General features: G+C 61.3%; 25 protein-coding genes. 10 read left to right on the top strand and 15 right to left on the bottom strand.

Features of this window, described 5'->3' with window-relative positions:
- Positions 1-14 precede the first annotated feature (14 nt).
- The 4 genes from F8O05_RS05930 to F8O05_RS05915 all read right to left on the bottom strand — a co-directional run bounded on the left by F8O05_RS05930 (position 15) and on the right by F8O05_RS05915 (position 3,115).
- Positions 15-503 carry a QcrA and Rieske domain-containing protein gene (locus F8O05_RS05930; protein WP_158051845.1) on the bottom strand — a complete coding sequence of 163 codons (489 nt, stop codon included), beginning with the start codon at positions 501-503 and terminating at the stop codon, positions 15-17.
- A gap of 70 nt (positions 504-573) precedes the next feature.
- Positions 574-1,842: an MFS transporter gene (locus tag F8O05_RS05925; protein WP_158052085.1), complete on the bottom strand. Its 1,269-nt coding sequence runs from the start codon at positions 1,840-1,842 to the stop codon at positions 574-576.
- Between the two features lie 149 nt (positions 1,843-1,991).
- A complete protein-coding gene (locus F8O05_RS05920) occupies positions 1,992-2,540 on the bottom strand; it encodes a hypothetical protein (RefSeq protein ID WP_158051844.1) in 549 nt (182 codons plus the stop codon).
- Positions 2,541-2,599: 59 nt separating this feature from the next.
- Positions 2,600-3,115 (bottom strand): hypothetical protein, encoded by a 516-nt coding sequence (locus F8O05_RS05915; protein WP_158051843.1) that lies wholly within the window; start codon positions 3,113-3,115, stop codon positions 2,600-2,602.
- An 84-nt stretch (positions 3,116-3,199) separates the two neighbouring features.
- Here F8O05_RS05915 and F8O05_RS05910 point away from each other — a divergent pair, with 84 nt between their 5' ends.
- Positions 3,200-4,108: a patatin-like phospholipase family protein gene (locus tag F8O05_RS05910; protein WP_225735769.1), complete on the top strand. Its 909-nt coding sequence runs from the start codon at positions 3,200-3,202 to the stop codon at positions 4,106-4,108.
- A 106-nt stretch (positions 4,109-4,214) separates the two neighbouring features.
- Here the strand turns inward: F8O05_RS05910 and F8O05_RS05905 are convergent, their stop codons facing one another.
- Entirely contained in the window at positions 4,215-4,433 is a 219-nt protein-coding gene (locus F8O05_RS05905) for a dodecin (protein ID WP_158051841.1), read from the bottom strand.
- A gap of 44 nt (positions 4,434-4,477) precedes the next feature.
- Positions 4,478-4,978, bottom strand: coding sequence for a thiol peroxidase (gene tpx, locus F8O05_RS05900; RefSeq protein ID WP_158051840.1), 501 nt, complete (start codon positions 4,976-4,978; stop codon positions 4,478-4,480).
- Positions 4,979-5,120: 142 nt separating this feature from the next.
- Here tpx and F8O05_RS05895 point away from each other — a divergent pair, with 142 nt between their 5' ends.
- Together F8O05_RS05895 and F8O05_RS05890 are read left to right on the top strand one after the other, a co-directional pair.
- Positions 5,121-6,110, top strand: a complete 990-nt coding sequence (locus F8O05_RS05895) for a DUF808 domain-containing protein (protein WP_158051839.1) — start codon at positions 5,121-5,123, stop codon at positions 6,108-6,110.
- A gap of 81 nt (positions 6,111-6,191) precedes the next feature.
- Positions 6,192-7,151, top strand: a complete 960-nt coding sequence (locus F8O05_RS05890; RefSeq protein WP_158051838.1) for a diaminopimelate dehydrogenase — start codon at positions 6,192-6,194, stop codon at positions 7,149-7,151.
- 93 nt (positions 7,152-7,244) lie between these two features.
- Here F8O05_RS05890 and F8O05_RS05885 read toward each other — a convergent pair whose 3' ends face one another.
- Together F8O05_RS05885 and F8O05_RS05880 are read right to left on the bottom strand one after the other, a co-directional pair.
- The gene (locus F8O05_RS05885) at positions 7,245-8,603 is read right to left on the bottom strand and encodes a hemolysin family protein (protein ID WP_158051837.1); all 1,359 of its coding nucleotides are present in this window, start codon (positions 8,601-8,603) and stop codon (positions 7,245-7,247) included.
- An 89-nt stretch (positions 8,604-8,692) separates the two neighbouring features.
- On the bottom strand, positions 8,693-9,181 hold the full coding sequence (locus F8O05_RS05880; protein WP_158051836.1) for a hypothetical protein: 489 nt from the start codon (positions 9,179-9,181) through the stop codon (positions 8,693-8,695).
- 188 nt (positions 9,182-9,369) lie between these two features.
- On the opposite strand from F8O05_RS05880, the gene F8O05_RS05875 reads away from it, so the two are divergent.
- From F8O05_RS05875 to F8O05_RS05865, 3 genes are read left to right on the top strand one after another with little or no spacing between them, the layout of a single operon-like run.
- Positions 9,370-10,317 carry a CDP-alcohol phosphatidyltransferase family protein gene (locus F8O05_RS05875; RefSeq protein ID WP_158051835.1) on the top strand — a complete coding sequence of 316 codons (948 nt, stop codon included), beginning with the start codon at positions 9,370-9,372 and terminating at the stop codon, positions 10,315-10,317.
- Positions 10,314-10,982 carry a lysophospholipid acyltransferase family protein gene (locus tag F8O05_RS05870; protein WP_158051834.1) on the top strand — a complete coding sequence of 223 codons (669 nt, stop codon included), beginning with the start codon at positions 10,314-10,316 and terminating at the stop codon, positions 10,980-10,982. The genes F8O05_RS05875 and F8O05_RS05870 overlap by 4 nt, the downstream gene beginning before the upstream one ends.
- Positions 10,982-11,989: a phosphatidate cytidylyltransferase gene (locus F8O05_RS05865; RefSeq protein ID WP_158051833.1), complete on the top strand. Its 1,008-nt coding sequence runs from the start codon at positions 10,982-10,984 to the stop codon at positions 11,987-11,989. Before F8O05_RS05870 ends, F8O05_RS05865 begins: the two co-directional genes overlap by 1 nt.
- Positions 11,990-12,026: 37 nt before the next feature.
- Here the strand turns inward: F8O05_RS05865 and F8O05_RS05860 are convergent, their stop codons facing one another.
- Positions 12,027-12,851: an alpha/beta fold hydrolase gene (locus tag F8O05_RS05860; protein WP_158051832.1), complete on the bottom strand. Its 825-nt coding sequence runs from the start codon at positions 12,849-12,851 to the stop codon at positions 12,027-12,029.
- A 59-nt stretch (positions 12,852-12,910) separates the two neighbouring features.
- Positions 12,911-13,684 (bottom strand): PIG-L deacetylase family protein, encoded by a 774-nt coding sequence (locus F8O05_RS05855; protein WP_158051831.1) that lies wholly within the window; start codon positions 13,682-13,684, stop codon positions 12,911-12,913.
- Between the two features lie 449 nt (positions 13,685-14,133).
- Here F8O05_RS05855 and F8O05_RS05850 point away from each other — a divergent pair, with 449 nt between their 5' ends.
- The 4 genes from F8O05_RS05850 (at position 14,134) to F8O05_RS05835 (ending at position 19,462) form a co-directional block, all read left to right on the top strand.
- The gene (locus tag F8O05_RS05850; RefSeq protein ID WP_158051830.1) at positions 14,134-15,372 is read left to right on the top strand and encodes an MFS transporter; all 1,239 of its coding nucleotides are present in this window, start codon (positions 14,134-14,136) and stop codon (positions 15,370-15,372) included.
- A gap of 84 nt (positions 15,373-15,456) precedes the next feature.
- Positions 15,457-17,091 (top strand): amidohydrolase, encoded by a 1,635-nt coding sequence (locus F8O05_RS05845; RefSeq protein ID WP_158051829.1) that lies wholly within the window; start codon positions 15,457-15,459, stop codon positions 17,089-17,091.
- A gap of 326 nt (positions 17,092-17,417) precedes the next feature.
- The gene (locus tag F8O05_RS05840; RefSeq protein ID WP_158051828.1) at positions 17,418-18,920 is read left to right on the top strand and encodes an HNH endonuclease signature motif containing protein; all 1,503 of its coding nucleotides are present in this window, start codon (positions 17,418-17,420) and stop codon (positions 18,918-18,920) included.
- An 80-nt stretch (positions 18,921-19,000) separates the two neighbouring features.
- Positions 19,001-19,462 (top strand): hypothetical protein, encoded by a 462-nt coding sequence (locus F8O05_RS05835; RefSeq protein ID WP_192497054.1) that lies wholly within the window; start codon positions 19,001-19,003, stop codon positions 19,460-19,462.
- A 13-nt stretch (positions 19,463-19,475) separates the two neighbouring features.
- Here F8O05_RS05835 and F8O05_RS05830 read toward each other — a convergent pair whose 3' ends face one another.
- The 5 genes from F8O05_RS05830 to F8O05_RS05810 all read right to left on the bottom strand — a co-directional run bounded on the left by F8O05_RS05830 (position 19,476) and on the right by F8O05_RS05810 (position 24,579).
- Positions 19,476-20,057 carry a TetR/AcrR family transcriptional regulator gene (locus tag F8O05_RS05830; RefSeq protein WP_158051826.1) on the bottom strand — a complete coding sequence of 194 codons (582 nt, stop codon included), beginning with the start codon at positions 20,055-20,057 and terminating at the stop codon, positions 19,476-19,478.
- A gap of 146 nt (positions 20,058-20,203) precedes the next feature.
- The gene (gene iolD / locus F8O05_RS05825) at positions 20,204-22,084 is read right to left on the bottom strand and encodes a 3D-(3,5/4)-trihydroxycyclohexane-1,2-dione acylhydrolase (decyclizing) (RefSeq protein ID WP_158051825.1); all 1,881 of its coding nucleotides are present in this window, start codon (positions 22,082-22,084) and stop codon (positions 20,204-20,206) included.
- A 49-nt stretch (positions 22,085-22,133) separates the two neighbouring features.
- Positions 22,134-22,982, bottom strand: a complete 849-nt coding sequence (gene iolB, locus F8O05_RS05820) for a 5-deoxy-glucuronate isomerase (RefSeq protein WP_158051824.1) — start codon at positions 22,980-22,982, stop codon at positions 22,134-22,136.
- A 71-nt stretch (positions 22,983-23,053) separates the two neighbouring features.
- Positions 23,054-23,803: an IclR family transcriptional regulator gene (locus F8O05_RS05815; protein ID WP_158051823.1), complete on the bottom strand. Its 750-nt coding sequence runs from the start codon at positions 23,801-23,803 to the stop codon at positions 23,054-23,056.
- Positions 23,800-24,579, bottom strand: a complete 780-nt coding sequence (locus F8O05_RS05810) for an IclR family transcriptional regulator (RefSeq protein ID WP_158051822.1) — start codon at positions 24,577-24,579, stop codon at positions 23,800-23,802. The genes F8O05_RS05815 and F8O05_RS05810 overlap by 4 nt, the downstream gene beginning before the upstream one ends.
- Between the last annotated feature and the right edge of the window lie 4 nt (positions 24,580-24,583).

The raw sequence follows: 24,583 nt of genomic DNA, 5'->3' as shown, positions 1-24,583 counted from the left end.
ATGCGACAACGGAATTAGCCGATGATCAGTGTGTCTGCGGAAACTGTCACCGGAATACTCGGCAGCGGGGCCTGCGCGGGGCCGGCCACGGGCATCCCAGTGGTGATGTCAAAGTAGCTCGAATGGCAGCCGCAATAGGCGCCGCGTTCCTCAACGCTCGTGAGCACACAGCCCTTGTGCGTGCAGATCGCACTGAAGGCGAGATAGTTACCCGCCTCAGGCTGGGTAACGACAACTTCATGTTTGGTGAGCACCACGCCACCACCCACCGGCACTTCCGCGGCTGGGAAATTGATCGGTTCACTCGGTTCGCTCGCGGTTTCGGCGGACTCCCCATCGCCGGTGCAGGCGCTCAGCAGCAGTGCCGCAGCGGTGCCGCCACCCACGAGTGCGGTATTACGGATGAACGCGCGACGCGAGGTGGTTGGCGCGGTAGCAGGGCTCGCTAGGGCTTCCGCTTGCTGTCTATGAAAGGTCTCCGAGGGCAATCGTTCAATCATCATCACGCTCCGTGCTCATGACTCAGCATTCGCGGCTGGATATTTGGCACACCGAGAGCGAGTCCTCGCCAGTTTAGTCTGCGAGCGCCTTGCCCTTTTGCTCTGGCAGCAGGAACGCGGCCCCGGCGGCAATAGCGAAGGCGATCGCAAAGACGGTGAAGACGAGCACCGTGGTGCCGCCACCGGCGACCAGCAGCATCGGCACAAGCAGGGGCGCGATGATCGAGGCGATGCGACCAAAGCCCGCTGCCGCTCCGGCACCCGTGCCACGAATATTGGTGGGGTACAGCTCCGGGCCGATGGCATACAGAGCACCCCAGGCCCCGAGATTGAAGAAGGACAGCAGGCAGCCGGCGACAATAATCAGCCATTCCGCACCCGCGATGCCCGAGTATCCGTAGAGCGCCGCGGCTCCTGCCGATCCGGCGAGGAATGCAGCCAGCGTCCCCCGTCGACCCCAGACCTCAATCAACCAGGCAGCCACCGCATAGCCGGGAAGCTGCGCCAAGGTGATGATGAGCGTGAATTGGAAGGATTTCACGAGCGGGAAGCCAGCTTCGACCAGGAGGCTCGGAATCCAAGTAAACGCACCGTAGTAGCTGAGATTGATGCAGAACCAGACGATCCACAGGCCGATGGTGCGCTTGTGCATTGGTGCAGACCAAATCGACGGCGCATCCGCGGAGTGCTGGGCTTTGGGCTGCGGCTTGACCGTGAGATCCACCGTCCCGGCAGCCTCGAAGCGTCGCACCACCGCCTCGGCTTCATCCACTTTCCCCTTCGACTCGAGGAAACGCACCGATTCTGGCAGACCCATGCGGATCACGAGCGCATAAATCGCGGGCACCGCACCGATGACGAGGGCCCACCGCCAGCCTGCCTCGCTCACCGGCACCACGAAGGTTCCGATCAGCGCGGCGCAGATCCAGCCAACGGCCCAGAACGCTTCGAGCCACACGACCATCCGTCCGCGAATCTTTCGCGGCGCAAACTCACTCACGAGGGTGGATGCGACCGGCAGTTCCGCGCCGAGTCCGAGGCCGACCACGAAGCGGAAGACAATCAGCACGGCAACTGTCCCGGACAGTGCCGAGGCACCGGTTGCAAGGCCGTAGATGAGCAGTGTTAGCGCGAAGACCTGGCGGCGACCGATCTTATCGGCAACCAATCCACCGAGCGAGGCGCCGATTGCCATGCCGACAAAACCGACCGAAACAATCCATCCGGCCTCGGTGGCAGTGGCAAACTGTTGCGAAGTCAGCGCGGCGATGACGAAGGAGATGAGCCCCACATCCATCGCATCCAGCGCCCACCCCACGCCCGAACCCCACAGCAGCTTCATATGCTGCCTATTGGGCTTCAGCCGGTCGAGCCGGTCTGCGCGAGAAAGAACCGGGGTCTGTTCAGATGCTGCGGTCACCGTATTGCTCCACCTGCTCGAGGAATATTGGGGTTGGACCGCTCACACGGCCCAGGCTTGCAGCCAAGCGGCTACACGGTGTCGAGTGCCTCGACGAGCCGGAAAGCAGACTTGCCGCCAATGAGGCCGACGTGCAGTGCGAGAACCGAGTGGTCTTTAAAGGCGATCACCACACGGCCCGGCTCGAGGAACCGTGAGCGCTTCCAGATGCGCACAATATCGCCACGTTCGGCGGACCATTCGGGTTCGATCTTGTCTACGCCGTTCACGTCAACAACCAGCAGTCGCTGGTTCGTCACGAGGATTTCGCTGGTTGGCACGTCGAGGGCCTTGCGAAGCCCGGCCGCCATGCAGCCGGTGCAGCCGAGGTAGGAACCACCGTCGAGCTGTTCCTGCACGATCCGCTCGAATTCTTTGTCTTGCGGGTCAAGTTTGGTCAGTGCAATGCGCGATTGCGCGTCGAGGTTTTCCGTTTCCGGCTCCTCGTCGTTTTCAAATCGATCGTCTTCAAGGTCGACTTCTGACTCAATACAGCGGGCAGGCTGCATCCATCGGGGCTCTTCGCCAGCGCGCATGAGGTGCGCAACCTGGCGAGCAATCACATCAGTCGAAGTAGGCACGGCCATATATGGTGGCACGATTCGCGTGGATTCGCATTACCCAATCCGCTAGGTGTTGCTTAAGTTGCCCCGAGCGGCGGGTGGATGAGCAGTTCCAGACGGTCTTCGAGGTACTGTTCCAGCGGAATTGCGCTGGTCAGCGAGGTATTGAGATGCCACCTCACAACTGGTCGTCCATCGCGTAACGAAATAGGGCCAGTTTCGGCACGTACAACTTCGCAGTCAATTATGTAGGTGTCGTAGTGGACTGTCTCACCTTCGGCGAAGCCACCGCGAATGGCCGCGTGTCGTAATTCGTCCCGATGGCGGGCGGATTCTGAAGCGTAGCCGAGGATGGGTGGCGGTTGGTGCGCACGCAGGGTTGCGCCGGCCGAACGCAGCTGACCTTCCTCATCGATCAGCAGGATGCCGAGGCGCCAGGCGCGGGTCAACGGCACGATCCGCTCTGCCCGAGTGAAGAGGAAGCGCCGTCGGGATGACTCATAGGCCCCGACTGCCTCGGTGGGGATTTCAGCTGCCAACAGTCGGTCCCGGCACTCAGCCACGAGCGCATGGATGTGTTCGCCGACAGTCATGGGTATGAAGATACTCCTTGGCCGGGGAATTTCTACAAGGAGTTTGACTCGCTTGCGACAATGCTCACCTGCGACAATGGCTTCGTGACCACCCGAGACAGTAACAGCACTAACCCCACCGCCCATGTCACCGATACCGCGCTCATTTTCGAGGGTGGCGGGATGCGTGCGAGCTACACCTCGGCGGTCGTGTCGCTGCTGCTCGATCAGGGAATCAGCTTTGACTGGGTGGGTGGAATCTCCGCCGGTGCGAGCAATACTGCGAATTATCTTTCGCGAGACAAGCAGCGTTCCTATCGCTCCTTCGTGGAGTTCGCGGCCGACCCGAACTTCGGGAATATGCGCACCTGGATGGCGGGTAAAGGGCTGTTCAACGCGCCCTATATCTACGAGGAAGCGGGGCTCGCGAATGCCGCCCTCCCCTACGACTGGGACACCTATCAGTCAAACCCAACCCAGTTCGCGGTGGGCGCCTTCGAAATGGAAACCGGCAAGATGCAGTACTGGGGACGCGAGGACGTGGCCGAACTCCACGATCTGATGGTGCGAGTGCGCGCATCCTCTTCGCTGCCCGTAGTCATGCCGCCGGTGACGCTCGGAGGTAAGACCTATGTGGACGGAGCACTGGGCCCGACCGGTGGCTTCGCCCTCGATGCGGCGCGTGCAGCCGGTTACCGCAAGTTTTTCGTCGTCATGACCAGGGGTCGAGACTACGTAAAGCCGCCGCAGTCAATGAACCAGCTCTATCGGCGCATCTTTCGAAAGTATCCCGCGGTGGTCAACGGCATCATGCATCGTCACCATCGCTACAACCAGACTCGGGCCGAGCTCTTCGAGCTCGAGCGCCGCGGCGAGGCATACCTGTTTCTTCCGGAAAACATGGGTGTCTCGAACTCCGAGCGGGATGTCCGCAAACTTCGCGAGTCCTATGAACTGGGTGCTCTACAGGCGCGCTACGAGTTGCCCGCGTGGAAGGAGTTCTTGGAGCTCTGAACCTCGCTGGAGGTATGTCTCCCAAGACATTCAGGCCGGGCGAAGTGAATTCGCCCGGCCTGAACCATCGTTAATAATTGTGGTGCGGTCTGGCATCATCGTCGGGTTAGTCCGCGTCCTCGACTCGGAACCCAACGCGCAAGGTGACTTGGAAGTGTTCTACCGTGCCCTGTTCGTCAACGACGCCACGAGTGGAGACCACTTCGAACCACGCCAAATTGCGTACAGTTTGCGCTACCCGAGCCAGACCGTTGCGGATGGCTTCGTCGGTTCCCTCGGGTGAAGATCCGACTACTTCAGTGATTTGATACGTGTGGTTTGACATGGCCTCAAGCTAAGCCCGCACGCTTCAGACCACCTGGGTAGCAGCTACGCGTTCAGTGCGGCCAGCGCCGCGTCGTAGTCCGGCTCCTGCCCGATCTCGGGCACCTGCTCGGTGTAGAGCACCTTGCCCGCCTCATCGAGCACGACGATTGCGCGTGCGAGCAGCCCTGTAAGGGCGCCGTTTTCTTGAATCACGCCGTAGTCATCGCCGAAGGAAGAGCGGAACGCCGAGGTCGTCACGACGTTCTCGATGCCCTCAGCGCCGCAGAATCGGCCCAGTGCGAAGGGAAGGTCCTTGGAAATGCCCACCACAACGGTGTTCTCCAGCCCAGCAGCAAGTTCGTTGAAACGTCGCACCGAGTTGGCGCAGACGCCGGTGTCAATCGACGGGAAGATATTCAGCACGACGCGCTTGCCGCGGAATGACTCGAGGTTGACCTCGCCCAGGGAGTTGTCGACCGTCGTGAAATTCGGGGCGATACTGCCAACGGCGGGAAGTTCACCGGAAGTCGTTACTGGATTACCATTTTGCGTGATGTTTGCCATGCGACCATCCTGGCACCGATTTCTGGCGTGAATCTGAACCGCGCTTTCGGACTGCGGCAATTCCACTGTGCAAACCACTACCGACCAAAGCCGTCACCAATTGCCACTATTCTTGGTCCGATCTCTGGAAAGGACCACTTATATGGCCGGTGGACTCGTCGCCCTCCTCGACGACATTGCCGCACTCGCGCGTGCGGCAGCCGCATCCATTGACGATGTCGCGGCCGCAGCCGCGAAGGCATCGAGCAAGGCCGCGGGCGTCGTGATCGACGATGCCGCGGTAACCCCGCAGTATGTGGATGGCCTCCACCCCTCCCGCGAGCTGCCAATCATCTGGAAGATCGCGCGCGGTTCGATCATCAATAAGCTCTGCATCATTCTGCCGGTTGCACTGCTACTGAGTGCGTTCATCCCCTGGCTGTTGCAGCCCATCCTGATGCTCGGTGGTGCCTTCCTCTGTTTCGAGGGTGCGGAAAAAGTGTGGGAAAAGCTGCGCGGCCATCACGCCGAGAAGGAGACCCCGGTCGCCAAGCGCAGCGCCAAGGATGAGAAGCAGATTACCGGCGGCGCGATCCGCACCGACCTCATCCTGAGCGCGGAGATCATGGTGATCTCCCTCAATGAGGTCATCAATGAGCCCTTCATCAACCGGGTGATCATCCTCATCGTGGTCGCGATTGGCATCACCGCGCTGGTCTACGGAGCGGTCGCACTCTTGGTGAAACTTGACGATGTGGGCCTGGGCTTGATGCAGCGCGACTCGCAGTTCGCCAAGCGGTTCGGGCAAGGGCTCGTCAACGCAATGCCGCACGTCATGGACGTGATTTCCTTCGTCGGCACATTCGCGATGCTCTGGGTCGGTGGCCACCTGATCGTGGTCGGCGCCGATTCCCTCGGCTGGCACCTGCCCTACGAGCTCATCCATTCCCTGGCCGCACCGGTTGCCGCGTTTGCCGGGGTCGGCGCCTTCCTTGCCTGGCTGGTGGAGACGCTGTGCTCGATGGTCGTAGGTTTCGTGATCGGATCCGTAATCGTGCTCATCCTGCACTGGCTCCCCTTTGGGCATGGTAAGGACAAGGCGGCGGAATCACAGGATGACGCGGGCTCAGCAAAGTCGCAGCAAAAACCCTAACGCTACTACTGGTGGCCAGACGACAACTGCTGGTAGCCTTGCTGGTCGCATCATTCACTAGCTAGAGGTGGTCTCGACTCAATGACAATCACTACCGCAATCGTCGGCTACGGCAACCTCGGTCGCAGCGCCGAAACGCTCATCAAGGCCCAGCCCGATCTCGAGCTGTTCGGTATCTTCTCGCGACGCAGCGAACTCGACACCGATACTCCGGTCTACCCGGTCGACTCGATTAACGACTATGCCGACCAGATCGACGTGCTCTACCTCTGCCTCGGCAGCGCCACCGACATCCCCGAGCAGGCACCGGACTTCGCAAAGCACTTCACCACGGTTGACACCTACGACAACCACAAACAGCTCCCCCACCACTACGCGACGATGAATGCGGTAGCTGGCGAAGCGGGTAATGTCGCGATCATCGCCACCGGCTGGGACCCAGGCCTGTTCTCGCTCAACCGCGTCCTCGGCGCAGCTGTCTTCCCCGAACCGCAGCAGAACACTTTCTGGGGCCGCGGCCTCTCGCAGGGTCACTCGAACGCCATCCGCGGGGTGGAGGGCGTCAAGTATGGCGTGCAGTACACGATCCCCCGCGAGGATGCGATCGCAGCGGCAAAGGCCGGTAACGGTGCGGACATCGACGGTAAGGATGCGCACCTGCGCCAGTGCTGGATCGTCGCCGACGAGGCGGATCATGACCGCATCACCGACACCATCGTGAACATGCCCGACTACTTCGTGGGCTACCAGACCGAGGTGCACTTCATTTCGGAAGAAGAGTTCCTGCGGGATCACCAGGGCCTGCCGCACGGTGGCCGAGTGATTACCTCGGGCACGCTCGGCAAGACCAAGAGCACCGTGGAATTCGCCCTCGACCTCGAGTCGAATCCGGACTTCACCGCAGCCGTGCTCGTTGCCTACGGTCGCGCTGCGGCACGCCTCAAGGCGGAGGGCAAGACCGGCGCATTCACCGTCCTCGAGGTACCGCCGTATCTGCTGTCCACGAAGTCGCTGGAAGACCTCATCGCGCAAGACCTCTAGGCCGGAGTTTCACCCACGGTCGTTACCCACGGCTCTACCCGCAGCGAGGCCCGCACCGATATTAGGTGCGGGCCTCGCTGCGAATACCTCCAGCTAGTGGTTCTCGACGGTGTTGCCGTTCTGCGCCGGTGCGGTTTTCCGCAGCTGCACCGCGGTGATGCGGTTGCCTTGCAGTTGCGCGACCTCGAGTTGATAGCGAATCCCGTTAAGGCTGAGGTCGTCCTCCCCGTCCTCAGTCTGATCCGGGTGAATCACCACCACATCGCCGGGGCGAGCGATACGGCCGAGCTGGGCGAGCATCCACCCGGCGACAGTCTCATAGGGACCCTCGCTGAGGTGAATCCCGGTGGCGTCGGCGAAGTCTTCGAGGTTGATGGAGCCGGGGAAGGAACGGCTCTCGTGCAGACGCAGATTCTTGCGCTGTTCGGCAACGTCGTACTCATCCCAAATCTCACCGACGAGCTCCTCCAGGAGATCCTCGAGGGTGACGATGCCGTCAGTGCCGCCGTATTCATCCACGACCACCGCGATGTGGGTGCTGGTCGCGCGAAGTTGCCGCATCGCATCCGGCACCCGCACACTCGCCGGAAAATACGCGATCTTCCGAAGCACCGAAGCGACCAAATTGTCACCGTGCCCCGAAGCCGCATGCTGCAAAATATCGCGGACGTGCACAAAGCCGATGATGTTATCGATATCCGTTTCAAACACCGGATAGCGAGAATAGGGCTGGTTGACGACGCCCTCAGCCACCTCGGTGACCGTGTTTGTGGATTCGAACGCGACGATGTCACTGCGATGTCGCATCACCTCGACCACCAGCATTTCATTGGCGTCGAAGACATCCGCCACGAGTTTCCGTTGCTCATCGGCGAATCCCTCGTGCGAGGTGACGATATCGCGCACTTCCTCATCCGAGAGTTCTTCATTACGGGCGTTTGGGTCGAAGCCGAACAGTTGCAATAAGAGATTCGAGGAGGAGTTCACCACCCAAATCAACGGCGTCATGAGCTTGGCGAAAATATTGAGCGAAGGCGCAACTGCGAGGCTCACACCGGCGGCCTTCTGCATCGCAATACGCTTGGGCACGAGTTCCCCGAGCACCAAGCTCAAATACGAAATCAGCAGCGTGATCGCGACCAGGGCGACCCCGTTCGCGGCGCTCTCAGACAGACCCCAGTCGGCCAGCACAGGGGTGAGCTGTGGGGCGATGGTGGATGCACCAAAGGCCGAAGACAGAAAGCCGGCGAAGGTGACGCCTATCTGCACCGCGGAGAGAAAGCGCCCGGAGTCCTTCGCCAGACGCGCAACCGTGCGGGCGGACTTGCCGCCGCGCTCGAACTTGCGAATCTGCGATTCGCGCAGTGAGACCAGTGCCATCTCCGTCGCCGCAAAAATCCCACCGATCAGCACAAATAGCAGAACCAGCAAAAGATCCAGGAAGACGCTCACACCGCCATTGTTTCAGGTGCAACTCTCGGCAGGCTGCGTTCGCGCGCTGCGGGGTCGCGGCCTGGGCTCTTCACCCGAGCCGAGGCAAGCTATTCCCGTCCAACCACGCGGAGATACCAGCTGTAAAAGAGGATCCAGAATCCGGGGTGGATGATCGGCGCAAGTTGCTCGGTCTTCCCCTTCGGCAGTAGCTTCCGCGCACCTGCCAGCAGTCCTCTCGTGCCGAGCACCACGAGCAAGAATCGTGGAATGCGCGCCGGAACCGACCAGGCGAGGAATCCCATAAACGACCGTTTCTGTAACCCCGAGGCCCGCGCGTAGATCTTGTAGGGAACCCCGCGAAGTGGGCCCCACAGCATCCCCCGATTACCCACCCGTGACAGTTCGGCTTCGGCATTTTCGATCATCTGACCGGAGATTGCCGGGAGCTTGCGAAGCAGGCGTTTGGAATCCGCCCGCCCGGTCTTCCGACCCCAGACGTAGGTGGCGATGCCACCAGCAAGCGCACCGGCCAGTGCGCTAAAGGCTGCTGCCACACCGGCCCTGGGTGATTTCAGCGCTGTTCTGGTGATCCACACATCCGGCACTATAAAAAAGCAGGTTGCTTCTGCCGCGCCCCAGACAGCGGAGATCACTCGGTCGCGCGCTGCCCCAGTTCGTGCGGCCTTTAGTTGAGCGTTCTTCCTCGCATGCTTCATGGGGTGTAAGCGTAGATGAGCGGCTAGGTGGACGCCTCAGAATGCCCGGTCCTCATAGACTCCCGGATATGTCCGATGAGAATTCTGCAGGCCACAGCTCCGAGCCAGGCCCGATTGCCGAGCCGAGTCGGGATCAACCAGCCGGTCAGGCACAGGCACAGGGTCTCACTCGGCGCAATATCCCGCAGCGATCCACTGGCTGGGCGAAGCGGTCTGCGGATGCGCTCTACGCGGCGAAGCTCACACCGAATAGTATTTCGGTCATTTCGGTGCTCTTCGCGCTCGTCGGCGCGGTGGCCCTCGCGCTGAGCGGGATCGCTTTCCCAACTAGTCTGACCGCCCAGGCGATCACGGATGGCCCCACAGGTCCAGACCAGTTCTCGCCCTGGTTCTCCCTTGCCGGAGCACGCTGGTGGCTGCTGCTGATCGCCGCGGTGTGCATTCCGATGCGACTGCTGTGCAACATGCTCGACGGGATGCTTGCGGTCGAAAAAGGGATGCAATCGGCTACCGGCGACCTCTTCAATGAGCTGCCGGATCGGATCGCGGATGTGCTGCTCCTCGTGGGCGCCGGAATTGCCGCGATTGGGATTTGGCGGTTCGGTGGGATCGACTGGGGCATCACGCTCGGTTGGCTGGCTGCGGTGCTCGCGGTACTGACCGCGTACGTGCGGACGCTCGGTGCCGCGAATGGAGTGGGAAATTTCTTCGGCGGGCCAATGGCGAAACCGCCGCGGATGTGGATACTGACGGCCGCCAGTCTCATCGCGATGGCCGAGCCGGCGCTGGCGCTCCCCCGCGGCACGGTGATTACTATCGCATTGGCTGTGATCAGTGTCGGCGCGCTGATCACGGTGATCGTGCGGCTGCGGAAGATCACGGTGGCGCTGCGACTGCGCCAGGACACCGCCAAGCCTGACGCAAACGACGTGCCCGGGGCGAACGGCCTGCCTGGTGCGGATGGCCTGCCCGGGGCGAACGGGGTGACCGGTTCAAATAGGGAGACAACCTCGTGACCCGGCTCATCCGTGAGTTACTTGCGGGCCTCGCACGACTCATTACCGGCGCCCGTGCTGTTGTCGGAATCAGTGACGAGCCCGCGAAGCGCAGCGTCCTCGATTTACCCCCGCAGATGATCCTCTACGCGAATCACACCAGCCACCTCGATTTCGTGACGATCTGGTCGGTCGTGCCCCACCGCATCCGCGACCGGCTGCGCCCGATTGCCGCCGGTGATTATTGGGGATCCGGACTGAAGCGGTGGCTGGCAAGCAATATCCTGAATGCCTATCTCGTCGACCGCGGCCGAGGTTCCGGCGAGGATGCACGCTCGAGCAGTCGACCGCAAGATCAGCTCGGCGATATGCTCGCGATCCTCGATGCGGGCGATTCGCTGCTGATTTTTCCTGAGGGCACCCGTGGTGACGGCAGCGAGGTGGCACGGTTCCATTCCGGGCTCTATCGGCTCGCGCAGGAGCGGCCGGAGGTGGCGGTGGTGCCCGTGGCGCTGTCGAATTTGGGGCGGATGCTCCCGAAAGGGGCGGTGGTGCCGGTGCCGCATTTGGTGACCGCGACTTTTCTCGACCCGATTCGAATTTCCGAAGGCGAAAGCCGTGCGGAGTTCCTCGAGCGCGCTCGAGCGGCAATCAGCACCGTGGTGAAGGAGGCGGAGGAAGCCTAATGTCCGATTGGCGATTTGGACTCCTCGACGAGACAGGCCTCCGGCTCTTCGCCGGGGTTGCCGCCGTGCTCATTGTCGCGACGCTCGTGACCTGGATTCTCTCGCTCACCTTGCGTGCCGAGCGGCACGAGAGTCTCATTTCGAATCTGAAACTGCGTGTCGGTGCCTGGTGGGCCATGGTGCTGATGCTCTTTGTGGTGCTGGCCTGCGGCGAGACCGTCACGATTCTGTTCTTCTTCGCGCTGTCTTTTCTCGCATTGCGGGAATTCATCACGATTTCGCGAACCACCCAGCGCGACCACAGCGCGCTCGTGTGGATGTTCTGGATCATCTTGCCAATCCAATACTTCGCGATTTGGCAGCACTGGTACGGCTTCTTTGCGGTGTTCATCCCCGTCTACGCCTTCTTGTTTTTGCCCGCGCGCACCGCGATTGCTGGTGAGACGAAGGGGTTCTTGCGAAGAACCGCGACGACGCAGTGGGCGCTGATGGTGTGCGTGTACTGCGTGAGCTATGCGCCCGCGATTCTGCAACTACCGGTCGCGCTAGAGTTCGGGAAGGTCGCGGCGGATGGCTCCGCGATCGGGTCCGGCGGCCCTGCCGGGGCGAACCTGCTGATGTTCCTGCTGATCGTCGTGCAGGGAAGTGACGTGTTCCAGTACATCTGGGGCAAAACCCTCGGGCGGCACAAGATCGCGCCGAAGGTGAGCCCGAATAAAACCGTGGAGGGCTTCATCGGCGGCATCCTCACTTCAACCGCGCTCGGTGCGGGGCTGTGGTGGATCACGTCTTTCGAGTGGTGGCAGGCCGCGGTTTTGGCATTTGTGTCTTGCCTGCTCGGATTCGCTGGGGGCCTCGTGATGAGCGCGATAAAGCGCGATCGCGGAGTGAAGGACTTCGGCGCATTGATCCCCGGCCACGGCGGCATCATGGACCGGATCGACTCGCTTTGCTTTGCGGCGCCCGTGTTCTTCCACCTGGTCCGGTTCTTCTTTACCGCCGCCTAACGTTGGGCCTGAACAGCGTGCCGCTCGCCCATCCGCGCTATTTCGGCTGCGCGAGGAAGGTCTTGAGCACGTCGAGGAATACGGCTGGCTGTTCTGAGTGCACCCAGTGGCCTGCATCCTTGACCGTAATGCGGTTTGTCCTCGGAAATAGTCGCTTCATCAGCGGTAGCTGCTCGTCTCGCACATAGTCTGACCGCGCCCCGCCCATCCACAGCACCGGCCCCTCGAACTGGCCCTCACCGTATTCCGGCTGGGCCCCGATGGTTTCGAGTGAGGCGAGCAGTAGATCAATGTTCGGTTCCCAGCGGAAAGCGCCATTCTCGCGTTTGAGGTTCTGCAGCAAGAATCCACGCACCGTCCGGCTGGGTATCGCTTCGGCGAGCATCTCGTTCGCATCGCCGCGGGTCTGCACGGCCGCGAGGTCGAGGGCCTGCAAGCTGCTGAGCAGATGGGTGAAGTCGGTGCCTTTGCTTCGGTCCGGTGCCGGGCTCGGGCCAGGCCCCATGTCGACCACGACGAGCCGCGAAATCAAGTCGGGATGACGGGTCGCCAGCGTCATGGCCATCTTGCCGCCCAGAGAATGCCCGATCAGGTTGACCGGCGCATCCGCTGCAAATTCACCGGCGATCTTGTTGGCGAGCAAATCTGCCTGCTCGGCATAGTCGAACCGCTCAGTCCAATCGGATTCGCCATGATTCGGCAGATCGACCATGAGACTCGTGTGGGACTCGCTTAGCCCCTTTGCCCCGGTGGAGAAATTCTTCCCTCGCCCCATGAGCCCATGAAAAAACACCGCCCGCTCGTCACCCGACCCGATGGTGTGGGTTGCGATGTGAAATGCGTCGGAGTCCAGTGCGGTCATGAGAATTCGGGCCTTTCTTCAGCGTGCCTTCACGGTAACCCAACCCCGCGCCGTCCGGTTTATTCCGCTGCCTCTTCCTCTGCATCCTCCTCTGCTGGCTCATCCGACAACACGCCCGCGAGGTCATAAGCCCGAAACAGCATCGCCCGGCCCACGCCAGCGCGCTCCCCCATCCCGTGCAGCATCGGCGGAATAAATTCCTCCGGCGCCGGATGCCAAGGCAGGTCGGCAAGATACTCGCGGTGGCACTCGAGGGATGCGACTGCCGCAGCTTCATCTGCCTCAGCCACTTCAGCAAAGTGCGTGGGTTCGCTCGGATGCGAGACAAGCAGCAGGCTCACCGACCAGGGCTCCAAGCCGTCTTGCTCGATCTGATCACGATAGATCCAGCGATTCCCCGCGTCCCTTGCGCCGTCGAGTGTGGCGAGCCCGGCCGCACGATGGTCGGCCTGGTCGAGGCCCCAACCGGCCTCGACCTCATAGTTTCCACCGATCACGACATCCGGCCGAAATTCCCTGACCTTCCGGGCAATATCGCGACGAAGGTCGAGCCCATAAACAAGGTTGCCATCGGGGTGGTCAAGGATTGTCAGATCACTTACCCCAACCGTTCGGCAGGCGTTTCGCTGTTCCTGCGCACGGAGCGGACCGACCTCTTCCGGTGACCGCTTCATCCCGGCCTCGCCACTGGTGAGAAGGAGATACGACACTTCAATGCCGCGTTGCGTCCATGAGTTCACCGCCGAAGAGAGCCCGTATTCAGCGTCGTCAGGGTGCGCGACGACGACAAGCACGCGCTGCCAGCCACTGGGGTCGAGACGTTTCAGATTCATGAGTCAGCCTTTCCTGCGAGACGAGTCCGGTGGTTATTCAGTCGTGGCCCATGCACTCTCGTTTGATGCAGCCGTGGCCGGTGCCCACCAGTATGCGCTGTCATCCCGAACCGAGATCAAAAACCACCCCGAGGCATCTCTACACATGGAGAAAATACTTGTTTATCTGCGATTATTTTTATTGGAGTTGATTTGACGGTGGGCGCACTTGCATTGCCACGAAGCGCACCAAGTAGCGATTCGCACCAAATTTGATTGTTAGCCGACTCGATTGGTGTGACGCTTTTTGTGCCCCGGCAATAAAACCAATCGACGATCGGCCTTGAAATCGGGCGACGCGCCTTCGCAATGACAACCCTGCGCGATCAGCTGACCACTCTCAATGACTGAGACCGCACTGAGTCGCTTGGGAAGGCGCATCCGGCAATGACAACGAAGGAGTTCAAGCCGTGCCTGAAACGCTATCCATATCCGCCTCGGCAAAGGCGAATATTTTTATCGGCGCCTTTTCCGCCGTCCTCTACTCTGTACTCCTCGTTGCGCCGGTGATTGCCACGATGCTCGCTGCGGACTACAACCTCAGTGCTGGCAGTGTGGGGCTCATCGCATCTGTGGAACTCGGGTGTTTCAGTCTCGCGACCATTCCGGCCTATCTATGGCTGCGCCGAACGAACATCCGTTGGGTTTCGGTCGGGTGCATCGCGGTGGTTATCGTCGGCAATGTCCTCTCAGCGCTCGCACCAAATTTTGAAACGCTGCTTGGACTCCGTGCCATCACCGCCCTGGCTGCGGGATCGATCACGGTAATCATCCTGTCGATCACTGCGAAGACAACAAACCCCTCCCGCTCGTACGGTGTATTCCTCTTCGCACAGCTCGGCATGGGCGCAGCCATTCTGTTGCTCTTCCCCGTGCTCTTCGCCGGTCGCAGTGTCGCCGCCGTATACCTCACCTTGGCGGTACTGGCAGCGTTGTGCCTGCCCGCGACTTTCTGCCTCAAGGGCTACGAACTCAAAAAGGCACCGGCGGAAGCATCGACCACTGCGAACAGTGTTACTTCGCGCCGCACAGATATCGTTGCTCTGGTTGCCGCGCTGCTGGCCGTATTCGGCTTCTACTTCGCGCTCGGCGGTGCCTGGACGTTCATGGTGGAAATTGGTGCCGCCGGCGGTACTGAAATTGGCGTCGCTGCCACCATGCTGGGTGTCGCAACTGCCGCCGGTGCCATTATCGCGCTGATCGCGACCATCGTCGGTGAATCCCCACGCGCTAACCTCTTCATCATGGGTGGCTATGTCCTCATGGGTGTCGCGATGCTCCTCCTCTTTGGCGGACCGGGACTGATCCGGTTCGTGGTTGCGGTGTTCATCTTCAAGCTGGCTTGGTCCTGGCTGCTGCCCTTCCTGCTCTCGACCGTCTCCCGCGTCGGCGGCACCCAGGTGATGAACTCCACGAACCTCATGATCGGTGGCGGTCTCGCTGTCGGACCATTTGTCGCCGGACAGATCATCGAGGCAACCGGTGGCTTTGGCACGATGCTCACAACAGCAATCATCGTGCTCGGTATTGCTGCGATCGCTTCCGCCGTGGTCATGTCGCGAGCAGCAAAGCCCTCCACGGCGGCCGTTACCGATCCTGACCCCACCGCCGCCGGATCCGACCCAGCCGTAGCCCACGCATCCGCTTAGTTTCCTTGAGACTCGCAGTACCGTCAGCAGCGATGCAGTACGTGCTTCTCAACCACCACACATTTCCGAAGCAAGGGAGTATCAATGTCGATCACGATTTACCGAGGCCGAATCTGGACGGGTGCCGCCGACGACGCTTGGGCCGAGGCATTTTCCGTTGAAGACGGCAAAATTCTCGCGACCGGCACCTTCGAGGAGGTGAGTGCGACCGCCGGCGAGCACCAAGAAGTGATCGAAATCAAGGAGGGCATCGTGCTGCCTGGGCTCATTGATGGTCACCTGCACCTCAACCTCGGGGGTACGCAACTCGCATTTGAACTACCGCTGGATCCAAACGATGACGCGGACACGATTATCGCCAAGGTTGCTGACTGGACAAAACGTCTCGAGCCCGGCGAATGGGTCATCGGCGGCATCATCGGCTCCGGCACCCTGCCATCACTCAATAACGTCGAATTTCTCGCGAAGCTCGACGAAGCGTCCGCCGGCCACCCCGTGCTCTTGCGCGACGACACGATGCACAACCGGCAGGTCAACTCCGCGGCACTTTCGGCCATGGGTGTCGGTGCTGACACCGCCGATCCCGCGGGTGGTACGTTCGTTCGCGACGAGCAGGGTCGTCTCACCGGCGCGCTCTGGGAGCTGGCTGGCTCAGTGGCCGAAGGTGCGGCGGCGGCATCACACCGTGACCCGCAGGGTAGGCAGCGCCAGGCGCTCCAAACCGCGCTCGATCGACTCGGTTCGCTCGGCATCACGAGTGTGCAGGATGCGGCGACCATGCTCCCCCACTACGAGGGGCTAAAAGCGCTGGAAGATTCGGGCGATTTGCGGATGCGCGTGATCACCTCGATGCCCATTCGGCCCTTCCTCGAGGCGGGAGCGACCGGCGAAGAACTCTTCGCTGAGGGTATGAAGTTCGACAGCACACACGTGAAGCCCCGTTTCGCGAAGTTCGTGCTTGACGGTGTGCCGACCACCCTCACCACCGCGCTCCTGCAGCCCTATAAGTGCGTGCACGGCAACCACGACCCGAACTTCCGCGGCGAACTCTATTGGACCCTCGATGAATTGGTCGCGGCCCTGCGTCGCTGCGCGGAACTCGGCCTCGGTGCCAAGTTGCATGCAACAGGGGATGCTTCGGTCCGCCAGGCACTCGACGCTGCCGAAATCGTTCGGCGGGACGCCAACGGCGGACCGGCTATGCAGATTGCCCACATGTCCTTCATCTCACCGGAAGACCTCGGTCGGTTTGCGGCATTGAATGTGGCCGCGGATGCATGCCCCTTTATGTGGTTCCCGAGCCCCCTCACCGACGGGGTCGGCGAGTTCGTCGCGGATGAGACGATGGCAAACATCTGGCCATTCAAGGATCTCCTTGCCACGGGCGCGGTTATTGCGGGCGGCTCAGACTGGCCGGTCGGCTTGCCGGTGCTGAACCCATGGCTTGGCATCGAGGGCATGGTGACCCGCAAGGCCGCGGTCGAAGACGGTGATGACCGCAGCGTCAACGCGGCACAGGCGATCACGCTCCCCCAGGCGCTTGCTGCGTTCAGCCGCGAGTCGGCCAAGGCCCTCGGTATCGCTTCAGAAACCGGCACGATCGAGCCCGGCAAGTCTGCAGACTTCATCGCTATCGACCGCAATATTTTCGAGATTCCGATCGAGGATGTGCACAACACCCAAGTTGTGACGCGCTGGCTCGCCGGCGTAGAGAGTTAGCAGGCGAGTCAGTTTGTCGGTGGCCAGTGATGATGTCGGTGGCTAGTAATACGGTGTGGGTAGAACGAACTTCGACTAACCAATCGAGGTGAGGGCTGTCTCTGAGGGTGCTGTCGATGAGTGATTGTCGACAGCGCCCCAGGGACAACCCACAATCCATGAGCCCATGATCCGCAGCCCACGGGCCACCGTCTACAAGACGAGCGCTGCTGAGCGGCACCCCAGCCAGGCTCACTAGATCTTTTGCTCTATGTAATTTCCCAGCTACGTTCGATACTCTATTCGAACAAGGGAGCTTTACGGGAACTAGCAGGAGGTCGGGTCGCATGGCTACACACACGCACACCGACGTCCCGCGTGCAAACACGGGCCGACACATTCCTGCGGATGACATTCGCGCCGACGAAGCTCGCGCGAAGCTTGACGACTTCACCACCTTACGGGCTGCGCGGGGTGCTGCCGAGGCCGGGATCCTGCGTCTGCTCGCGTCGGTGTACGAGATCGCGGTTGACCGCACCCTCGCGGATCTCAACGACGCGGTCGGGGAGCAATCCAAAGTGTTCTCCTGGCACTTCAGCTCGCTGTTGACCGACTTCGCGATCAAAACGAACGAGTCACCCCAAGCGCTCACGAATCGTGGCTACGACGCCCACACACTCGTGACCGAGTTCCCCGACTGGGTGACTTCGATCGAGGCCGGGCGTATCGATCTTGAGCACGCTCGCACGATGCTCCGCAAAACCCACCTGCTGCGGGAAGAGCAGTACACCGAGTACGGTCGCCAACTCTTGAAGTTTGCCGAGGCCCACACCGTGGGCGCGACCAAGGCCGAGGCCGCCAGATTGGTGGCTACCCTTGCGGCCGATGCATTCGAGCAGACCTGTGAGCAAGCCCGCGCCGCACGGTACGTGTCGATCACCCTGGACGAGTGGGGGATGGCAAGACTGCACGGGTATCTACCGATCGAGCTCGCGATGCCGATCAAAGACCTCCTCGATAAGCAAGCCAAAGCCCTGCGCGAAACCAACCAGCAAGCCCAACAGTCCGCGTTCGGGACACGCACAAACGGCAGTGCCGCTGGTACTGCGGGTGCTGCTGCCAGTGCTGGTGCCGCTTCCGCTGCCGAGGCGGATCCTGCCGCGACCGATACCCGCACCATGGATCAGCTGCGTGCCGATATCTTCGCCGAAACGCTGTTGTGCGCTACCCCGGGGGAGTCGCGGGTGACCGCGCAGGTGAACATCACCATTCCCGCGCTCGCCCTCGTGGAGGGTCGCGAAAACGGTACCGCGCCGGCGCTCGTGAACGGGATGGAGCCAATGATCTTCACCGAAGCAAGCCAGCTCACCGCGACCGCTCCGGTATGGCAGCGCGTGTTTAATCACCCCGTGACCGGGCATGTCGTTGCGGTGGATCGCTACCAGCCCACACCGGCACAGCGCCGGTTCATCCAAATCCGCGACGTGACCTGTCGGCTTCCCGGGTGTATGCGTCCTGCCGCGCGGTGTGAGATTGATCACACGCACCCGGCAAGCGAAGGTGGCGCCACGAGCTTGGAGAATCTCGCGTCGCTGTGTAAGAGCCATCACGTGCTGAAACACGAGAAGCCCTGGACCGTCACCAACCTCGGCAACGGGGTCCTCGAATGGCGCACACCCCTCGGCCAAGTCGTCACCAGCGAACCAAAGTCATACGCGCCACCACCACCGCCGCCGCATGCGCCAACTGCGGCAGGACCAGAGTTTCGGCCGACGAGCCAAACTCAAATAGCCGACGAAGAAAATTCGGGGACTGGGTCTGCCGCGGACGACTCGCCGCCGCCGTTTTGACTGGCTCGCTCACCACTCGTGAAATCGAAGATCTCGCATCGGGGTTCGTCGATTACGAGTGTTGATGGTTGACTAATCCTATGGGTGACGCGGTGATCCTTCTCGTACTTAGTGGAGCGGTGCTGCTTGCCGTGGTCGCGAAAACGTTTCGAACTCTGCAGCGAAAGCTCACATCAGTGACCGAGGTTTGGGAAGGCGACATCATTGCCGCCATCATCCGATTCGAACAAGGTCCGCGCCCGGGCAATCCCGCCCTGCCGCAAAGCGCCGATGTGATCATCCGCCGTCGATCCGACCACACCGAACATGCTTCATTTGTCGGTGGAGTCGAGAGCCTTCCGGCGTCGATTCAGCGGCAAGTATTTCCAACCGGAGCATTCGTTGCCGGTTCCCAGCCAAGCTTCGCACTGCCGCCAGAAGATCAATACGAAGCAATGTCATTCGCCACTAGCGGAGGCTTTCGCTTCGCACTGCCGCATCCAATCGCGGTGCAAGTCGAAGAAAACGAACGCGGCGATCTACAGTGGAGCACCCTCACCTAGACCGTCAGAATCCTCAGTCCCGAATGAGAGCCGCCAGCTGTTCCTCAAGCTGCGCCTTGAGGTTCTCCGAGCTCCCGTTCACGGCAGGAGCCAACACCCCCACAACCTGAGCCCCCTGTAGGAAGGTGAGCAGCGCATCCACCCGCGAGTTCCATTCCCGATCGGGGTCAATTTCCTGACACCAAGACAACATCAGCTGCTTCCACTCGCCTACCGAACGCACCAAGATCTCCCGCGCAGCAGGATCGCTTGTCGCCTCGCTCCAAAACTCAATAACTACCCGTCCCTCATCAAGACGAACCGAATCCAGCGGCAAGATTTCCATACACACCGCCGACAATGCATCCAGGCCGTGTAGATCCTCTGTGAGCTCACGGATCCGGGTATTCGTGCGCGCAAAGACGTGCTCATACGTAGCCATCAACAGATCCGCCTTGGTTGGGAAATACGGCTTAAGCGCACCGTTAGCGAACCCCGCTTCAGCCGCGATTTGTCGCATAGTCGCACCCGCCATCCCCCGCCGCGCAATTATGCGCCACGTCGTCCGCACAATTTCGGCACGACGCTGATCATGATCGACGGTCCTTTGCACCATTCCAACCTTCTTCCGAACAACAGCTATCCCCCAAGCATCCCAGAATGCACTGCCCAAAACGATTCCGGAGGTACCGGAAACGAAATCGGAGGCCAGATCGCTCCGGCCCCCGATTTTTGGATTAATTCCCTGGTGTAGCTACAGCATTACAGGTACAGACGCTGCTTCTTCTTGTACTCGTCGTAGACCTTGCGAGCCTCGATACCCGATTCGAGTTCGGTCACTTCAGGAACCGCAACCTCCCACCAGGCGCCCGAGCCACCGAAGCGAGCCTGTGCATCCACCTCGACGTAGACGACGCTCACGCCGTCATAAGCCTTGGCTTCTTCCAGTGCTGCAGCGAAGGTGTCAGCGGTATCGGCCTTCCACACCTTGGCGCCGTAGCTTTCTGCGTTCTGCGCGAAGTCCACCTCGAGGCGGGCACCGTCGTGCGTCACACCACTCTCGCCACGCTCGTTGAAGCGAGTTCCGAATGCCTGCGAACCAACAGTCTCCGAAAGCGCACCGATCGAACCGTAACCGTAGTTGTTCACGACCACGATGGTCATCTTGAGCTGTTCCTGCACCGCGGTGAGAATCTCGCTCGAGAGCATCAGGAAGGTACCGTCACCGATCAGACCGAAGACGTGGCGCGAACGGTCAGCCATGGCGTTACCGATCGCACCTGGGATCTCGTAGCCCATGCACGAGTTGCCGTACTCAATGTCGTAGCCCTTGGTGCTGCCCGGACGCCACAGTCGGTGCAGGTCACCCGGCATCGAACCGGCCGCGTTCACGACCACGTCGCGCTCACCCGCAGCACTGTTCAGGATGCCCATCATCTGCGCCTGCGAGAGCGTCGGCGAACCGTCGAGCTCAATGATGCGGTCGATCTCCCCGCGCCAGCCCGAAGCAAGCTCTGCCGCGCGCTCACGCGCAGCCGACTCGATCGACCAGTCGCCGAGTTCTTCGAGGAGTTCCTCAATCGTCACCTGCGCGTCACCGATCAGCGCGGTTGCCGACTCCTTGTAGGCGTCAATCTCGGCAACGTTGATGTTCACAAACTTCACGTTCGGGTTCTGGAACAGCGTGTTGGATGCGGTGGTGAAGTCGGTGTAGCGGGTACCGATACCGATCACCACGTCAGCTTCTTCGGCCGCGCCGTTCGCGTACTTCGAACCGCTCGAGCCGAGGGCGCCCAGGGCGAGTTCGTGCTCGTGCGGGAAGGATGCCTTACCAGCCTGGGTCACACCCACACCGATACCGGTCGATTCCACAAAACGAACCAGCTGCTCGGTAGCTTCGGAGTAAATCACGCCACCACCGGCGATGATCACCGCACGCTTAGCCGAACGAATCACGTCGGCCGCACGCTTGATTGCCGCACGGTCGGCGCGGTTACGCGGAACGTGCCAAACGCGGTCACGGAAGAGGTCAGCCGGGAAGTCATAGGCCTCGGCCTGAACATCCTGCGGCAGGGCGATCGTGACTGCGCCGGTGTCTGCCGGGCTCGTGAGCACACGCATCGCTTCGAGCAGCGCCGGAGCAAGCTGCTCAGGACGCCAGATGCGGTCGAAGTAGCGCGACACGGCACGGAAAGCGTCGTTCGCGGTGACATCCATCGCATAGGGCATTTCCTGCTGCTGCAGCACCGCGCCGGTTGCACGGTTCGCGAAAACATCAGACGGGAACAGCAGCACCGGCAGGTGGTTGACCGAAGCGGTACCGGCGCCGGTGACCATGTTGGTGGCGCCCGGGCCAATCGAGGTGCTCACTGCGAGAGCGCCGAGACGGTTGCGCATCTTCGCGTAGCCAATACCGATGTGCACCATGCCCTGCTCGTTACGGCCCTGGTAGTACGGGAATTCTTCCTCGTACTCGAGCATTGCCTGGCCGAGTCCGCCGACATTGCCGTGACCGAAGATGCCGAAGCCGCCGCCGAAGAAGCGCTGGGTTTCGCCATCGCGTTCAACGTACTGCGCCTGCAGGAACTTAATAATTGCTTGGCTGACGGTCAGCCGAACAGTTGGATAGGACGTCGACGCCATAGCGCCACCAGCCTTTCGTGTATCGATATTGATTGGAATTGGGGAATTATTAGGAATTTTCGGGGTACCGAGGGACGAACGGAACGCGCTCGTCTGCCTGCGCCGTAGCCCAGTCATTTTGCGTTTCAGCCAGCGCCGGGTCCTGGCAGGCTTGCAGCGTACGGCCTTCGGCACCGCCAGCGAGCACGTTCAGATAGTAGAGGTCGTGCCCGTGTGCGGCCACCGTCGTGTGGTACGCCCATGGCAGCAAGCAGACATCGCCGTCGCGCACGGTCTCGGTGAGATCAAAATCGCGTTCGGGTGAGTAGGCCCGCTGCACGGCCCAACCGTTTTCGGGGTCCCGCAGCCGGTAGTAGTAAATCTCCTCGAGCTGAGATTCGCCCTCGCGGTCCACTTCGTGCTTGTGCGGCGGGTAGCTCGACCAGTTACCGCCAGGGGTCCACACCTCGACGACCAACAGTCGGTCGGCCGGGAAGTCAGGCGGGATTGGGGTCGATACCTGGCGGGATGCATTGCCCCCGCCGCGGCTTTCCACGCTCAGATCATCCGGGGTTACGAGTCGAACCTCGTATTTTTTCTCCGCCACGGAGGATGCAATTGCGAGCTCGGCGTCGTCGAGTGCGACTACTCGCACTGCCGTGTCGCGCGGCACGTACAGGGTGTATCCCAGGCCGTCGAAGACGGATGCGCGACCACCGATTTCGTAGGTCTCGCCCGCAACTTCGACGGTCACCTTGCCGGAAAGCGGCACGAACGCACGTTCAAGCGCATCGGCCTCGAACGTGATGGCCTCCCCCGCGCTCAGCTGCGCGATCTCGAGTCCAGAAAACTGCCACCCGGCATCTTCAGGCGTAACTTTGCGCCAGTTACCGCGGGTGATGATTTGTGGCTGCGTCATTGCGTCCTTTCCAGAAAACTACGTTCCGCAAAAAGTATCACAGGATGGACGAGTCGTCTATCAGGTGCGATTTATTGAATGGCGGCTTCATTGAGGCTTGCGAGTCGCCCCGCAACATCCAGCAGCGCCTCGAGGTATGCATCCCGTTTGGCGAGATACTCGACCTTGATCCCTGAAACCGACAACGCCCCCAACAGCTGCCCCCGGGACCCGCGAATTGGCACGCCAATTGCCGCGATCCCGTCGGTGACATCTTCATCGGAGAACACGTACCCGCGACGCCGAGTGGCCTCAACATCCGCCCGCAGTGCCGCATCACTCGTCAGAGTGTCGGCCGTGTATGCGCGGCGCTCGGTCACCGTGTCGAGATACTCCTCCACGTTCACACCGAAGGCGAGGCAGGTCCGCCCCGCCGCCCCCGCGTAGAGCGGCAAGCTGCGACCGGGCTTGAGCAATAAGACGCCGACCGCACGGCCCTGTTCCCATTCGAGACACACTGCCTCGTGGCCGCGCAGCACCGTGAGATACGCCGTTTGCGAGGTGCGCTCAACGAGCTCGCTCAGCAATTCCCTGGCACCGGCCCACTCAACCATGGACTCACGAGCTTGATCGGCAAGATGCAGCCAGCGCAGGTTGAGCCGGGCGCGCGATCCCGGTACCGATTCGGTAAGCCCAATGGATTCAAGGCCGTCCAGCAGCCGGTAGACCGAGGGGCGCGGGATGTCGAGCCGTTCGGCAATTTCCGCCGGCGACATATCGCCCTCAGACCCCAATAGTCGCACCACTTCGTCGGCGTTGGAGAGCGCTCTAATCGGTTTCATTGTGCATCCTCAAGTTTTCCGAGTGCGCGGCTAATTTGCGCCGCAGAACGCTTGACCTTCTCGGCGGTATCAACGTCAGGCCCGAGCACCCGATCTCGCAGCCCGCTGACAGAAATGCCACCCTCAAGTTCACCACGGTGGTTATAGATTGGCGCACCGATGGATGCAATTCCCGGGGTGACATCCTCGTCCGACACGGTGTATCCCACCTCCCGCGCGATTTCGATCTCACGGAGAATGGATCCCTCGCTCGGAATCGCCTCACCGTTGCGGCGACGCGCCTCAAATCGGTCGAGCGTGGCGCGCAATTCTTCATTGGGCAGGAAGGACAGCAGTGCCCGTGGTGCCGCACCGCTATAGAGCGGCAAGCTGTCCCCGAGGCGCATCGCCAAGGACTGAACATCCCGTCCGCCAATTCGCTCCACGCACACGGCGTTGTCGTGCCGAAGGAGGCACAGGAATGTCGAATTGCGGGTCGCATCACGCAGTTCGGCGAGGATCGGGGACGCCACGCTACGCACATCGAGTCGATCTTCGAGCATCCCACCGATGCGCAACACATCGACGCCGAGCCGGTAACGGCCACGCTTTGACCCGGTATCAACCCATCCGAGGGCCATCATCGTAGATAGGAGGCGGTAGGTGGAGCTCACAGGCTCCCCAACCGCCTCCGAAATTTGCGCTGCGCTGCTTTCACCCTCGCGCTCGAGCACGTTGATGATGGCTCCCGCTTTCTGGAGGATTGCCATCCCAGCAACGTCAGTGTCTACTGCCATTGCA

Source organism: Gulosibacter chungangensis (assembly GCF_008831155.1).
Classification (GTDB): Bacteria; Actinomycetota; Actinomycetes; order Actinomycetales; family Microbacteriaceae; genus Gulosibacter; species Gulosibacter chungangensis.
This window is presented reverse-complemented; position numbering and strand designations above follow the sequence as displayed.

Excerpts from the sequence above, each read along its gene's own strand:
- F8O05_RS05930 (WP_158051845.1), bottom strand. The coding sequence starts at position 503 with ATGATGATTGAACGATTGCCCTCGGAGACCTTTCATAGACAGCAAGCG.
- F8O05_RS05925 (WP_158052085.1), bottom strand. The coding sequence starts at position 1,842 with ATGAAGCTGCTGTGGGGTTCGGGCGTGGGGTGGGCGCTGGATGCGATG.
- F8O05_RS05915 (WP_158051843.1), bottom strand. The coding sequence starts at position 3,115 with ATGACTGTCGGCGAACACATCCATGCGCTCGTGGCTGAGTGCCGGGAC.
- F8O05_RS05905 (WP_158051841.1), bottom strand. The coding sequence starts at position 4,433 with ATGTCAAACCACACGTATCAAATCACTGAAGTAGTCGGATCTTCACCC.
- tpx (WP_158051840.1), bottom strand. The coding sequence starts at position 4,978 with ATGGCAAACATCACGCAAAATGGTAATCCAGTAACGACTTCCGGTGAA.
- F8O05_RS05895 (WP_158051839.1), top strand. The coding sequence starts at position 5,121 with ATGGCCGGTGGACTCGTCGCCCTCCTCGACGACATTGCCGCACTCGCG.
- F8O05_RS05890 (WP_158051838.1), top strand. The coding sequence starts at position 6,192 with ATGACAATCACTACCGCAATCGTCGGCTACGGCAACCTCGGTCGCAGC.
- F8O05_RS05875 (WP_158051835.1), top strand. The coding sequence starts at position 9,370 with ATGTCCGATGAGAATTCTGCAGGCCACAGCTCCGAGCCAGGCCCGATT.
- F8O05_RS05865 (WP_158051833.1), top strand. The coding sequence starts at position 10,982 with ATGTCCGATTGGCGATTTGGACTCCTCGACGAGACAGGCCTCCGGCTC.
- F8O05_RS05860 (WP_158051832.1), bottom strand. The coding sequence starts at position 12,851 with ATGACCGCACTGGACTCCGACGCATTTCACATCGCAACCCACACCATC.
- F8O05_RS05855 (WP_158051831.1), bottom strand. The coding sequence starts at position 13,684 with ATGAATCTGAAACGTCTCGACCCCAGTGGCTGGCAGCGCGTGCTTGTC.
- F8O05_RS05845 (WP_158051829.1), top strand. The coding sequence starts at position 15,457 with ATGTCGATCACGATTTACCGAGGCCGAATCTGGACGGGTGCCGCCGAC.
- F8O05_RS05840 (WP_158051828.1), top strand. The coding sequence starts at position 17,418 with ATGGCTACACACACGCACACCGACGTCCCGCGTGCAAACACGGGCCGA.
- F8O05_RS05835 (WP_192497054.1), top strand. The coding sequence starts at position 19,001 with ATGGGTGACGCGGTGATCCTTCTCGTACTTAGTGGAGCGGTGCTGCTT.
- F8O05_RS05830 (WP_158051826.1), bottom strand. The coding sequence starts at position 20,057 with ATGGTGCAAAGGACCGTCGATCATGATCAGCGTCGTGCCGAAATTGTG.
- iolD (WP_158051825.1), bottom strand. The coding sequence starts at position 22,084 with ATGGCGTCGACGTCCTATCCAACTGTTCGGCTGACCGTCAGCCAAGCA.
- iolB (WP_158051824.1), bottom strand. The coding sequence starts at position 22,982 with ATGACGCAGCCACAAATCATCACCCGCGGTAACTGGCGCAAAGTTACG.
- F8O05_RS05815 (WP_158051823.1), bottom strand. The coding sequence starts at position 23,803 with ATGAAACCGATTAGAGCGCTCTCCAACGCCGACGAAGTGGTGCGACTA.
- F8O05_RS05810 (WP_158051822.1), bottom strand. The coding sequence starts at position 24,579 with ATGGCAGTAGACACTGACGTTGCTGGGATGGCAATCCTCCAGAAAGCG.